This is a genomic window from Litorimonas sp. WD9-15 (genome assembly GCF_050271975.1).
Classification (GTDB): domain Bacteria; phylum Pseudomonadota; class Alphaproteobacteria; order Caulobacterales; family Maricaulaceae; genus Litorimonas.
The window spans coordinates 2959273-2972560 of record NZ_CP189850.1 but is presented as its reverse complement, the minus strand read 5'-3'; the positions used below and the strand labels follow the sequence as shown (position 1 = coordinate 2972560).

13 protein-coding genes are annotated in these 13288 nt (G+C 52.4%); 8 read left to right on the top strand and 5 right to left on the bottom strand.

Annotated features, from left to right (window positions below; translation table 11 throughout):
* Positions 1–41: 41 nt before the first annotated feature.
* A complete protein-coding gene (locus ACP9M6_RS13880; protein WP_427452064.1) occupies positions 42–1505 on the bottom strand; it encodes an outer membrane protein in 1464 nt (487 codons plus the stop codon).
* 223 nt (positions 1506–1728) lie between these two features.
* On the opposite strand from ACP9M6_RS13880, the gene ACP9M6_RS13875 reads away from it, so the two are divergent.
* Both ACP9M6_RS13875 and ACP9M6_RS13870 read left to right on the top strand, forming a co-directional pair.
* A complete protein-coding gene (locus ACP9M6_RS13875) occupies positions 1729–2559 on the top strand; it encodes an SIMPL domain-containing protein (RefSeq protein ID WP_427452062.1) in 831 nt (276 codons plus the stop codon).
* Positions 2552–3784 carry an SIMPL domain-containing protein gene (locus tag ACP9M6_RS13870; protein ID WP_427452061.1) on the top strand — a complete coding sequence of 411 codons (1233 nt, stop codon included), beginning with the start codon at positions 2552–2554 and terminating at the stop codon, positions 3782–3784. The genes ACP9M6_RS13875 and ACP9M6_RS13870 overlap by 8 nt, the downstream gene beginning before the upstream one ends.
* Here the strand turns inward: ACP9M6_RS13870 and ACP9M6_RS13865 are convergent.
* From ACP9M6_RS13865 to ACP9M6_RS13855, 3 genes are read right to left on the bottom strand one after another with little or no spacing between them, the layout of a single operon-like run.
* Positions 3781–5220 carry a serine hydrolase domain-containing protein gene (locus tag ACP9M6_RS13865; protein WP_427452059.1) on the bottom strand — a complete coding sequence of 480 codons (1440 nt, stop codon included), beginning with the start codon at positions 5218–5220 and terminating at the stop codon, positions 3781–3783. The two genes, ACP9M6_RS13870 and ACP9M6_RS13865, sit on opposite strands and share 4 nt — an antisense overlap.
* Positions 5217–5759: an SRPBCC family protein gene (locus ACP9M6_RS13860; protein WP_427452057.1), complete on the bottom strand. Its 543-nt coding sequence runs from the start codon at positions 5757–5759 to the stop codon at positions 5217–5219. The genes ACP9M6_RS13865 and ACP9M6_RS13860 overlap by 4 nt, the downstream gene beginning before the upstream one ends.
* Positions 5731–6885, bottom strand: coding sequence for a DUF547 domain-containing protein (locus ACP9M6_RS13855; protein ID WP_427452054.1), 1155 nt, complete (start codon positions 6883–6885; stop codon positions 5731–5733). Before ACP9M6_RS13855 ends, ACP9M6_RS13860 begins: the two co-directional genes overlap by 29 nt.
* Positions 6886–7148: 263 nt before the next feature.
* On the opposite strand from ACP9M6_RS13855, the gene ACP9M6_RS13850 reads away from it, so the two are divergent.
* The 5 genes from ACP9M6_RS13850 (at position 7149) to ACP9M6_RS13830 (ending at position 10891) form a co-directional block, all read left to right on the top strand.
* Complete coding sequence (locus ACP9M6_RS13850; RefSeq protein WP_427452052.1) at positions 7149–7535, top strand: hypothetical protein; 387 nt, start codon at positions 7149–7151, stop codon at positions 7533–7535.
* A 133-nt stretch (positions 7536–7668) separates the two neighbouring features.
* The gene (locus tag ACP9M6_RS13845; RefSeq protein WP_427452050.1) at positions 7669–8199 is read left to right on the top strand and encodes an STAS/SEC14 domain-containing protein; all 531 of its coding nucleotides are present in this window, start codon (positions 7669–7671) and stop codon (positions 8197–8199) included.
* A 121-nt stretch (positions 8200–8320) separates the two neighbouring features.
* Positions 8321–8554 carry a DUF5710 domain-containing protein gene (locus ACP9M6_RS13840; protein ID WP_427452048.1) on the top strand — a complete coding sequence of 78 codons (234 nt, stop codon included), beginning with the start codon at positions 8321–8323 and terminating at the stop codon, positions 8552–8554.
* 63 nt (positions 8555–8617) lie between these two features.
* On the top strand, positions 8618–9067 hold the full coding sequence (locus ACP9M6_RS13835) for a DUF4112 domain-containing protein (RefSeq protein WP_427452046.1): 450 nt from the start codon (positions 8618–8620) through the stop codon (positions 9065–9067).
* Positions 9068–9382: 315 nt separating this feature from the next.
* On the top strand, positions 9383–10891 hold the full coding sequence (locus ACP9M6_RS13830) for a CoA-acylating methylmalonate-semialdehyde dehydrogenase (RefSeq protein WP_427452044.1): 1509 nt from the start codon (positions 9383–9385) through the stop codon (positions 10889–10891).
* 34 nt (positions 10892–10925) lie between these two features.
* Here ACP9M6_RS13830 and ACP9M6_RS13825 read toward each other — a convergent pair whose 3' ends face one another.
* Positions 10926–11981 (bottom strand): polysaccharide lyase family 7 protein, encoded by a 1056-nt coding sequence (locus ACP9M6_RS13825; protein WP_427452042.1) that lies wholly within the window; start codon positions 11979–11981, stop codon positions 10926–10928.
* 166 nt (positions 11982–12147) lie between these two features.
* On the opposite strand from ACP9M6_RS13825, the gene ACP9M6_RS13820 reads away from it, so the two are divergent.
* A complete protein-coding gene (locus ACP9M6_RS13820) occupies positions 12148–13287 on the top strand; it encodes an acyl-CoA dehydrogenase family protein (RefSeq protein WP_427452040.1) in 1140 nt (379 codons plus the stop codon).
* The last annotated feature ends 1 nt before the right edge of the window (position 13288 follow it).

Below are 13288 nucleotides of genomic sequence, written 5' to 3'. Positions count from 1 at the left end.
CGGAGTGGAGGCTTGACGGTCTTATTCATGCAACTCGCGCTCTATTCGCAGGCATACATATAGTTGCCGCAGGTCTTCATGAAGTGAACCACAGACCCATTTGCGCTCTGAATACGGAAGGCCTGACGGTCCCGATCATTCGCTGGCAGGATGGAATATTTATAGTGATGTTGTTTACCCAGACCCAACAGACCGGATGTTCCAACAGGTAGAACCTCTTCGGAGAACATGTAAGGTTGTGCGTCAGCCCATCCATTTGCGTATCCCATGGATTTGAACAGATAGTTCAAATAGGCCTTGTCAACGGCGCTGGTGCGGAAACGCCCATCTAGCTTCTCGTAGAATTCTGTTGGTGTCAGACCGTGAGAGTCTCCGAATTCCGGCATAGTGCCAAGGCGAGACATTTGTTTTGGTGTCGTATTGAGCGGCACATCAAAAATCGCAACAGGAGAGGAGCCACAGACATTCAGATTTGTTTGCTGAACAACGGCAACAGGTTCAGGGATTGCCGGGCAGAAGGCGGAATCACTGACAAGAGAGCCATCCCAACAAGCGACTTGCGGTGATGGCTGAGGAGCAGGACGTGCCGGACATGTACTGGCAACGGGAATGTTAGAGCCGTCCCAGCAGGTTTGAGTTTGAACGACTGGTGCGGGTTCGGCAGGACACTGACCGGAGTTAAACACCATTGATCCATCCCAGCAGGCATATGTGGGCTTTGGCGGTGGTGCTACAGGCGCAATCGCTTTTGGTGCTTCGTAAGAGTTTCCAAATCTGTAGCGAAGACCCGTCATCACAGTATGTGCCGCAAGATCGCTCAGTGTCGCTTCAATCGGTGTCGAAGCCTGTGTGACGCTATTCGTGCGCGCACCTTCAAAATCGAAATCAGGTGCGTTCATATAGGTGTAATGCGTGTCCCATGTCAGCTTGTCAGACAACGCATAGCCAAGTCCGGCAATTAATTGCCATCCAAATCCGGAGTCGGTGTCTGAGACGTCACAGCTCACGCCCTGTTGCGCGACGCGGTCACCGGGACAGACGGGTGTGCGGTTTAATAATCCGTTATTGATAAAGTCATGCGCGACAAGGCTCGCATCGCCGCGGACCAGTCCTAAACCTGCGCCGACATAAGGCTCAAGTTTTCCAAGATTGTCGAAATCATAATAGGCATTGAGCATCACAGTGTCTGTGCGAAGCTTTGCAAAGCTCGATGGTACCTGACTTATGGAGCCGAAATCCGTCCAGAGCGTGTCTCCATCGAGTTCAAGGCGCCAATTGTCACCAAAATCATAGCCAATACCGAGAGAGGCCGCTCCATTCCCTTCGCTTTGAATGCCGTCATCATGCACTTGACTCGTGATACCACCCGTTATGTCTGCGTCCGTATGGACGCCATAACCAGCGTTACCACGCAGGTACCAACCGTCATTGTCATCTGCGAAAGCAGCACCTGACATTAAGAGACTGAGTGCCGAAGCGGCTGAGCATAAAGCTAATTTATTCATTGTACTTCCCCCAAAGAAATTTGTGATCAGACCTGAAAATAACGGTCCGAATATATCCGCATTAACGGATGAGTAACCATATGACGTTTCGGGTCTGAACGCATTCTGAATGAAATCTTATCTACCCTCTCAACCCTTTAGAGGCGGGGGTATTTGCCAAACAGCTAAATATCTGACACCTATTATACTTATGAAACGTCATAAGAATTGGGGAGGGGATATTATGAAAATTATTTTACTGAGCACGACACTGGGGTGTTTAACTTTACTGACCGCCTGTCAGCCCGTCACTACGCCCACTGAAATCGAACGCGCGGATATCAAAACGCTCTCTGTGACAGGGGTGGGTGAGGTAGAGGTCATGCCCGACCTCTTCGTATTATCAGGCGCGATTATTCAGCAGAGCGAGAACTCGCGTGAGGCGATGAACGCCTTGGCCGATATCGTCAATGACATTCAGGCGCGGGCAGGTGAGACGGAAGCCCTTACCTCGCAGGAATTCAGCTTTGCCAGTGTGAATACAACAGGTGTCAAAGACCCGGAATGTCTTCTGTTTAACCAAGAAGCGGACCGCACAAATTCGACCCTGCGCGAAGGCGAAAAACGGATCATAAAACGGGTCTGTCAGGACATCTCGCAACAGGCGAGCATCAGCTTCACCTTTACTGCAGGTCCCCCGAATGAGGCCGGCGATATGCTGGCTGATTTTTCAGAAGCGGGCGCCATTCGCCTGACGCTGGACGGCTATAAGATCAATAATATTGAGGAAATTGAGTTGCAGGCGGGCGAACGCGCCGTCGCCAATGCCCGCGAAAAAGCGGATCGTTTGGCGGCCGCAGGTGGCGCGACGATTACGGGCGTTGTTGATCTCAATTCCTATCAATCGACCTATAATCAGCGCACGGCGCGACCGCCCGTGATTAATACGAGCGGGGCGGGTGAAAGTTCGCAACTCGTCGATGGCGGCGCACCCGTCGATGTGACCAGCATCAATCTGGAAGCCGGGATGCAGGTTGTCTCGGCCGCCGTGCAGTTGGAGTTCATCTATGAATAAGCTCCTCCTCGGCGCGGCTATCCTCCTCACAGGATGCACGGCGCAGACACCGACGGAACAGGTCGTCCTCGATATGGGCGATCTCGAAGACTACATGTATTTTATGGAGGACCGGGATGAGGAGATACGTGAACCAGTGCCCTTCAAGGCAGAGCCACTCTTTGTTAGCGCCATCGGTAAGGTACAGGCTCAACCGGATATCGCCGTCATCACGGCGAGAATTTCAGCCACGGATAAAAACGAATCCAAGGCGACGGAGGAAATGGGCGGCATCATCAACGCGGTTCAGGCCTCGCTTTCAGGTCTGGAGATCGAGACGGGCTTTACCGCGATTGTCTCCAACCGTGAATTCGATCAGGCTTGCCTGAATGAAAATAATTTCGCGTGGCAGCGTCACACTCAAATCACGCAGGATTATTATTTTAATCGCAATCTGGATCAGCGCGGCGACACGAAAACGAAACGCCGTCCAGCGAAAGAACGGGTCCCGCAACAAGTTTGTATGGCGCAGGAAATTGAGGTTGCCACAAATATGGTGATCCGTGTTCAACCCCCTGAAGCGGCGGGTGATGTCTTGCGAGCGCTGTCAGATGCGGGTGCTGAAAATGCGCGGCTCTATGGCTATGATTTCACGGATTATGACGCGCTTTATCAGGACGCGGCGGCGAAAGCCGTGACCCTCGCACGGGAAAAAGCGGAAACGGTCGCGCGAATTGCGGGCGGAGAGCTTGGCGAGATTGAGAGCTTCTCGGTCAGCAAGCCTGAGCGCACGGGGCGGTTTGGCCCGCAACCGAATGTCATCCGTCCCGCCAATCGCTATCAGGGGCAGGACGGCTCTGTGATTGATCGGCACTTAGAAGTGGATGGCTCAGGGTGGCAAACGCCACGAAAACGACGCCCGGCTCCCGCTCCGTTCATTGGCGGTGGAATGAGCGGTGAGGAAGATGTCATTGTCGTCACAGCCTCCAGAATTCAAAGTCCTATGGCCACGCCTGAACCCATCAGCGTTGCTGATTTTGAAGAAACGCAAACCGTGACTCAGGAGGCCGCCACCTATGTGACATCCACTGGGCAGGAGGTTCGCCAGTCTGGTAACAATACCAACGCGCTGTCCATCAGCTTGCTCTCAGGCCCGCAAACGATCTCCGTCGCTGCGCGGCTTGGGTACAGTTATTCTACACCGCTGGACGGGAAAATAATCGTTGATCCGGACTTGGAAAATTAGGGCGCGAGGGTTTCCAAAACGGCGGCCGTGAAAGCGGGACCGTCGAAATAATTCGCACGCCAGTCATAGCCACGTCGGACGATCACCACATTACGGGAGGGCACAATAATCAGGAACTGTCCGCGATTACCGAGCGCCGCATAAGTGTCATTTGGCACGCCGGGATAATTCTCATAGCGCCAAAACTGCGCGCCGTAACCGCGACCGGGTTCTGACGCGCGCTCGCCCTGTCGATTGGCGGGCTGTGCGGGGGCAGGGGCCGCGACGTAATTTGCCCAGCCTTCTGGCAGGATGCGTTTCGATTTACCGTCATGCGTCCAGATGCCGTCATTCAGATAGAGCTGACCCAATCGCGCCAAATCACGGGAGGTCGTCCAGACTTGACTGGAGAGGATGAAGTCCCCGCCCCAATCCATTTCGGGAACGGTGTTATACATACCGATTTCATGCAGCAGCGCTTTGAACGGATAGGCGTGATATTTGTGGTCATTGTCCATCCTCTCACGGAGAACCCGCATGGCCAGCATCGTATCATTATTGGCATATTTCCAACGTGCTCCGGGCGGCGCTTCTAACGGATTACGTGTTGCCTGTTGCGCCATTAATCCGCCGCCGAAATAGACTTGATCCGTGCGGTTGCCGCCCTTACCGGGCGCGGGATCACTGTGCAGCCCGCTCGCCATATGGAGGAGATTTTCCAGTGTAATCTCCGCACGTGGATCACCGGGGCGGGACCAAGCGTCCAAATCGGCCTTGTCCTCGACATCAATGATACCGTCTTCAACCGCGGCGCCGATGATGGAGGCCCCAACGGATTTCGCGACTGACCATGTGCGTTGTGACGTGTGCATATCCCAACCGTCACGATATCGCTCGCCGATAATGCGGCCATTTTGGAGGATGAGGGTCGCGGTCGTATTGCCCTTGAACCTGTCTCCAAATGCGCCGTCCAGAACCACCTCAAATGCGGCTTGGTCAATCGTCTCGGGCAAAGGCGAATTCGGCAGACGGTCCCCCATTGGCCAATCGACATCTGCCATATCAACTTTAGGAGATTTCAATTTCACGCGTGGCAGGTTCTGTATGAACGCCGCATCTGCACCTTGGGGTAGGGCGGTGCATCCCAGATGTTGGCGCCAAGCGGAAATGCGCGGCGGCATATCCTCTGCAAAACTGACACTGACAGTCTGCGTATTGACGTCAATCACGGTCTTGCCCGTCGCCGCCATGCCGTCCGCGAAGTCAGGATAGATATTCGCCAATTCGTCGTCAGAAATTTGGTCGAGTGATTTGCCCGCATTGAAAATGGCGGAGCAAGTGAACATGGCTTTATAGCCCGCAGCCAGTGCGATATCCTGACGGCTCGGGGTGTTCTCTTGTGAGAGGGCTTGCCCTGCAAAAAGGACCGTCAGCGCCGCCGCAAACCCAACTCTCATTCTGCGTCTTCTGCCTCGGCTTCCGCTGTTTCCTTATAGAGGTTCAGGACAGCTGGCCAGATTCTGTCGAAATATTCGATACCTTCATCCCAGGCATCCGTGTCACCAAAGCCCGTATGGAAGAGGCGGAGCTTTGTCGTATCATCATCGACGCGTTGAAATTCAATCTGCAGGGATGTCAGATGTGGGCGGATTTTTGGCATGTAAGGCGGCATGGACCATGTGACATGTAACATCTGTTCATAGTGATAGCCCAAGACCTGCCCGTAATCATTGCCCTTGGAACCTTCCTCGGCAGATGGGTCGAATGAGATGAAATATTTTCCGCCGGGCTGCATCTCAATGATTGCTTCTTCCCCGAAGAAGCTCTCTATGCCCTCAGATGTTGTCCAATCTTGCCACACCTCTGATCTGGGGAGATCAATCGTCTCTTCTGCATAGATCATCGGACGCAATTGCGCCTGTGCAGAGGTCGCGCAGGCCAAAGCCGTCAGTGTGAGCGCTGTTAGCTTACTCGATTTCGTCAGGAATGCCGTCATCTGTTTCAATGTCCTCAATAGTTACGGTCCCGCGTTTGAACCAATCTGTCTTCAGCAATTTCTGTGCCTTCAGCTCTCGTTCTACCAAGAAAGCTTCTATGGCGGGCCCAAGATTGGCAGAACTGCCCAATGAGATTGGATTGCCGTAAAACTTCCCAATACCTTGATCTAAACCATAACCGGAGCTGATGTCGGCGACAACATATTCGGGGCTATTTTTGCTTCTAATCCCTGTTTGCTCAAACTCGGAGAAAACTTCAGACCTCATTCGACGTTTCAAATATGTCGTGAGGTCTTTCTTGAAATCGGGGAAATACCAAGGCGCAATTTCATAAAAGAACGGCGCAAGTCTTCCACTATGATAGCCTCGCAGAGAATTGGCATATTCCGTCGCATTATCCCGCAAAAGGGATCTGAGATTTTCTCCGGTATAAGCAATGTTCATGATCGAAGGACCGCCCAGATGACCGTGATGAAATCCAAAGGCAATATCGGGATTGTCCCAGTTTGGATATACAATGCGCTCACGTATGTCTCGCAATGACAAATCAAGGCCATCGATTTTGATTAATTTTGCGTCATGCAGTTTTGCGTCTGAGCCTTTGATGGGTTTGATAAGGTGAGGCCGTCGACTTGGACCCGGGTAATTTGATTGGATCGTCGTAATAATCAGCGCGTTATGGAGGTTGAGCCAATACGCCAACTGTTCATTGCGCGGTAAGGCGGGGATATCCAACTTATTCCCCAGTGCGACCAGTTCCTCTGCATAAGCCGCCATATCTTCTTGAACGAGATCATTCATCATGGGGTAGAGGACTTTATTGCCTTCCATGCGGTAAGGTGAGTCCTCTATTCTTTGGAGACGGGTCCCTGTCTGGCTCCCTTGTTTCGACGCTCTCGTGCGTGTGCTGGGCCCCATAAATAAAACGGTCTCGGATAAAATGAAATCCCAGGGTTCATAATCTATTCTTGTCGCTTTTGTGGGGCGTGGCGTGAATTGCGAAAGGGGTGCGCTGGACTCAGCCGCAACCGCTTCCACCTCATCCATATTGGCAAAACTATAAATGGGTGTCGTGATAAGTAGCGTCGCAATCATGGACGCAAAGACTCGGTTTGAGGTCTTCATTCTCTTCTCCTTTTGACCGACATGTTCCGATTTGGAACGCTGGCACGCTGTCGATTTAATGTTGCCTTACCATATAATTACGGCGCTGTGGCCGAAATGTGGTGAAGATTTCTCCATGTAAAACAAAGATAATGAAGGGTTAATGGCGCAAGTAAGGCAGGTTTTTCCTGACCTTAACCTTAATTTCCGTTCACTTGAGCCTCTGCCCGAAGCGGCCCATTCCATCCTCACCGCTGGGGAGCGTTGTTGAGACGGAGAGAAATATGTCCAACTTAAAGACCATTATTGCGATTGCTGCGGCCACCTGCTTTGCGGGTTCCGCTATCGCCCAAGACGACACAGAGTCCATTCTGGATACATCACCTGATACGATGGCCAGCGATTTTGCCGCCGCTGATCTGGATCAGGACGGTGCCTTGAATTCGGATGAGTTCGTAACATTCGCCGTCATGCGTGCCGAAGCCGGAGAGGCCGACTACCGCGACCTCGTGCTGGGCGGTGAGTATTCTGACAAATTCACGATGCATGATGCCGATGCATCGGGTGGCCTGACCGCTGCCGAGCTTGGCGGCGAGGATGAGGATGACATGTCGACCAATATCGAAGCGGACGATATGGATGACGACTATGCCGAACCGGAGTTGAACTAGCGCCCCTGTTCAACGCCTTTCCACCCGATCATATTCTGGTCGGGTGGATAATCCCGTTCATTTCCAATTTAATTGGAACCTTTCCCGAGTGAGCCTGTTGATTACGTATACAAGCAACTTAACAGGAGAATCCATGAAAGCCCTCAAGACAGAGAATCTTGAATTAACACTCGACGACAATGTCGTCCAAATGTCCGTGACCGGTGCCATCGCGCCCGAGTCTCTTCAGTCATCTTTTGACTGGATTGAGACCGTCCAATCCGCAAATGACAATATTCAACTCTGCGTCGAAATGCAGTCTGATGATTTTTCTGATCTCGCCGAGGCGAGCCAGCAATTTCGCCGTGTTGGCGATGTGCTGCGCCGCGCCCATGATATTGAACGCTGTGCTGTCGTTACCGATAGTTCTTGGCTCCGTAATTCCGCAAAGGTTGAAGGTGCGGTCATTCCAGGTATGAACATCATGGCGTTTTCACCAGATGAGGCCGATAGTGCCGGGAAATGGCTGCGTGATGAACCGTTGCTAGAGCCTGAAAAGACTGAGCCGGAAACAGCAATTGTTACCCCACAGTCACCCCAAAAAGCCGTGGAAGTGCCGCCCTCACCACCCGTTAAGCCGGAAAATCCATGGGATAATTTCTCGGTAAAAAATGTAGACTTATAGAATGAGCAAAAGCCCTCCCCGGAGGGCTTTTTTTAAATGACACAAAATTAGGAATATATCCCTTGATTGTTCTTTTTGTTCTTACTATGTTCTCATTATCGAAAGAAAGTGGAACAATGTTATGGCAACCAAACATTATCTGAATGTGGCCTATAAAGACCGCGATATGGCCAAACGTCTCGGCGCAAAATGGGATCCATCCGTCCGGCGCTGGTATTGTCCGGCGGGGTCTCCGTTGGCCAAAATTTTTACGTGGCGGAAAGCGGCGAATACTGTGAATGCTGAAGTTGCCTCTGCTTCCGCCGCCTCTGTGGCGATGAATGAGAATTTCGATATGTTTAGGGCCGCTGGATAGCGTTTGAACCAAATATGATGTGGGGCGTTGAAAACCTGAGTCAAATCGGCTCAGGTTTTTTTTATGGCTGATATGAACATAGAGACCCAGATTATTACACCCGCCGTGCATGCGCGCTTATCCGTTTTGGAGGCGCGGCATGAAAAAGAGGCAGCGCAGCTTCTGCGGTTAGAGTCGCTCGCAAATCTCATGGATGCACAGTTCAAAATTCCCTTACTGCCCATTCCGATAGGATTAGACGCGATTATAGGATTAATCCCTGTGATTGGCGACACGATCAGTATTGGTGCATCCGGTGTGATCGTTGTCGGGGCGCAGCGCTTGAATTTGCCAAAGCGTTATCTGTTACAGATGGCTGGAAATATGTTTATTGACTGGTTGATTGGATTAATCCCGCTGGTTGGGGATTTGTTCGATATTGGTTGGCGCGGGAATATTCGAAATGTGAGGATTGCACGAGAGCAGTTGGAGCGAAAATGGGCAAAAGAGCGTGAGTTTGCGCTAAAGGACTGATTTATAATTTACGTCATACCGTCGCCGCAAAGCCGCCCGGTACCCCTGCCGTGAAGATAGCGGCGATCACGTAGTTCAGATTTTTTACGCCAAGATCACGGCATGGGCACCGAGCGAACTAAAGCTCGCGTCGGTGTGACGGTCTGTAAAGATGTGCGCTTCGTTCTTCACCTCACATCACCCCATAGAATCCCTTTTCAAAAGGCCTCTCAATAAAAGCCCTTCCCGCAAGACTGTGCCTCACTGTCACGGGTTCCTGACTGGCAACTCCGGTTCCAATCCCTATAAAGACGAAAAACGGCATTGGGGAAGACCATGGAAACTATCGGACATTTCATCGACGGCAAACGCGTTGCGGGCCTTTCAGTTTCGGAGGGCGGACGCACGAAAGATATTTTCGATCCCAATACGGGCGAGGTTCAATCCAAGGTCAGCATGGCCACGCCCGCAGAACTGGACGCCGCCGTTGCCTCTGCCGCTGAAGCACAACGTAAATGGGCGCAGGAAAATCCGCAGCGCCGTTCGCGGGTTCTGTTCCGATATAAGCAACTCGTCGAAGAGAATATGGAAGAGCTCGCTCATATGCTCAGTTCCGAGCACGGCAAAGTCATCGCCGATTCGCGTGGTGACGTCATGCGCGGCATAGATGTCATCGAATTTGCGTGCGGTGTCCCGCATGGGCAAAAAGGGGAGCACACTTACGGCGCGGGACCGGGCATTGACGTCTATTCACTGCGAAAACCTCTCGGCGTTGTGGCGGGTATCACGCCGTTCAACTTCCCCGCCATGATCCCGATGTGGATGTTTGGCATGGCGATTTCGACGGGCAATGCTTGTATCCTGAAGCCCTCTGAAAAAGACCCATCTGTTCCGATGCGCCTCAGCGAGTTATTTATTGAAGCAGGCGGTCCTGCCGGACTGTTGCAATGCGTGAATGGTGATAAGGAAATCGTCGATGCAATCTGTGATCATCCGACCATCAAAGCTGTCAGCTTTGTTGGCTCCTCCGACATCGCGCAATATGTCTATGCCCGCGCGACGGCGAACGGCAAACGCGCGCAATGTATGGGCGGCGCGAAAAATCACGGCATCATTATGCCCGACGCGAATATGGAACAGGCCGCGAAAGATATTCTCGGCGCGGCTTACGGCTCGGCGGGCGAACGCTGTATGGCGCTGCCCGTTGTCGTGCCTGTCGGTGAGGGGACGGCGGAGAAATTCCTAGAAGCCTTCATGCCGAAACTGGAAGCGATGACGGTCGGCACCTCCACCGATCCGGATGCGGATTATGGTCCCGTTGTGACGCAGGTCCATAAGGAAAGTATCGAAGCCAATATTGATAAAGCGGTGGAAGAGGGCGCGACTCTGCTCGTTGACGGGCGCGAATTTAAACTCCAGGGCCATGAAGGCGGGTTCTTTGTCGGGCCAACACTGCTCGATCATGTGACGCCGGATATGCAGACCTATCACGAAGAAATTTTCGGCCCCGTTCTACAAGTTGTGCGTGCCAAGAATTTCGAAGAGGCCGTCGCCCTGCCGAGTGAGCATCAATACGGCAATGGCGTTGCGATTTTCACGCAAAATGGCCGTGTTGCAAGAGAATTCGCAGACCGCGTCGAAGTCGGCATGGTCGGCATTAACGTGCCAATTCCCGTCCCCGTCGCCTATCATAGTTTTGGCGGCTGGAAACGTTCAGCTTTCGGTGACGCAAACCAATACGGGATGGAAGGCTTGCGGTTCTACACGAAGGTAAAGACCGTCACGCAACGTTGGCCCGAAGGCGAAACAGAAGATTCAGCCTTTATCATTCCGCATTTTGGTTAGAAAAAAGGGGGTGCATTCTGCGCCGCCTTTTTAATTACTCAACAGGTGTCGCGGGTCCAACCGTCAGCTTGCTGAATGTCGCCTGCGCATAATCACCATTGGCTTTGTCTGTGGCCCAATCGCCCGTACCGGGACAACCGGCATACCAGTTCCCGCCGCCTTTTTTCGTGCTGCATTGATTATAGATGCCCGCTTTAAAATAGAGAGAGTCACCGCCATAGCTATATTTATTATCCAATGGGTCGATTTCGCCATAGGCATCATGCTGGCTGACGAGACTTTTCGTAAAGGTCTTTGTCCCGAGCCGCTCATTTGAGAAGGTCAGAGACATCATATTTTTGTAAACATTGATTGTGTAACTAAACTCTTCGCCGATGGCGATGCCTTGGTCACCCGGATCGTCTGAGTTAGACCAGTTGTTGCCGAAAATGGCGTACGAAATATCCGTTCGATTCGGATCGTCCTTTGCCAGATTACGCTCATAATTCCAGAAGACGGAACCCATTTCGTGCCCCGGAAACTTCTTATAATAGATTTTAATCGGTTCATTGCCGTACCCAAAACCTGACGAAGTCTTGTCATATTTCACGGCATGAATTTGTCCGACAACGGCAGAATAGGCAGCTTTCGTGCTGGCATCTCCGGCACGTTTCGCGACGTGGTCGACTTTTAATGTGGCATCCAATCGGCCGCCGATACGGGCAAACTCATCAGAGCCTTTTCGGGCCTCGACGGCGAAATTATTTTTCGGGCCGCTCGTCTTAAATTTCGTATTTGTCCCGCGAAGCATATGGCGCAACTCTGAACGGGTGTTACTGGAATTGGCAGTGGTAGCGGCTTTGTTGGGCGCGGCGAAAACCATGCCGCCATTTTCATCAAGGTAGAAGAAATCTGGATGAGCGTATTTTTTCAATTTCTTGACGGTGACAGTATCCGGCTTTTTGTCCTTATTGGTATCGACGGGAACTGTTATATTCCACTCGCTGAGATCAAAAACCTCCGCAGGGACCGTGTCGCTTTTTCCCGTGGCAACCATTCCGACTGACATTGCTGCAAGCGTACAGACGGTGGCGAATAAGATCTGTTTCATGTCGGGTCCCCAACGCTTAAAGGTTATATTTTGCGCAGGACTAGCGCATCTGTTCAAGATGTCCAATAAATGGCCTGAAAGAAGGCTGAACATCGCGGATTGAAACTGGCAAATGTTTGAAAGCAATAACTTTGCGCCCCTTCAAACCTTCACCTATAGTTCGGATATGCAATTTCAACACACCGAAGACCAAATCATGATAACCGATATGGCGCGGCAATTCGCGGCCTCGGAACTCGCCCCGCATGCGGAAATGTGGGACCGCGAGAAGATTATGGACCGCGCCGTTTTTGAAAAGGCCGCCGCGCTCGGTTTTCTTGGGATTTACACGTCCGAAGAACATGGTGGGTCTAACCTCTCGCGCCTTGATTCCGCACTGGTTTTCGAACAACTCGCGGCGGGGGATGTGTCGCATACCGCGATGATGACGATCCATAATATGGCGACGTGGATGATTGACCGTTACGGCGATGCGGACCTCCGTGCGAAATATGTGCCTCGCCTGACGGCGGGTGAATTGGTAGCCTCCTATTGTCTGACCGAACCCGGCAGCGGGTCGGATGCGGCGTCACTTTCAACCAAAGCTGTGCGGGATGGGGATGACTACGTCCTCAACGGCACCAAGACCTTTATCTCCGGCGCGGGCTGGTCTGATGTCTATATCGTCATGGCGCGAACGTCGGATGACGGCGCGCGGGGCGTATCCTGTTTCGTGGTCGAGAAAGGCATGGCGGGTCTGTCTTTCGGGGCGCAAGAACGCAAAATGGGCTGGAACGCGCAACCGACGGCACAGGTCATATTCGAGGATTGCCGCATCCCGGCGTCCAACCGTGTCGGCGCAGAAGGTGAGGGCTTCCGCTTTGCCATGTCCGGTCTCGATGGCGGACGCATCAATATCGGCGCCTGCAGCCTCGGCGGGGCGCAGGCTGCGTTGGATATGGCGGTGGAATACACGAAAGAGCGCAAGCAATTCAAAACCCGCATCGCCGATTTTCAGAACACACAATTCAAGCTCGCCGATATGAGCACCGAACTGGATGCCGCCCGCCTCATGATTTACCGCGCGGCCAATCTGGTAGACGCAAAAGTCCCCGATGCAGGAATTGCCTGTGCCAAGGCCAAACGGTTCGCCACAGATACCTGCTCGAAAATCGCGAATGACGCGCTGCAACTTCACGGTGGTTATGGTTATCTCGCGGATTATCAGGTCGAACGGATTGTGCGCGACCTGCGCGTCCATCAAATCCTCGAGGGAACGAATGAAATCATGCGCATGATTGTGGGCCGGTCCATGGTGAGGCAGTAAT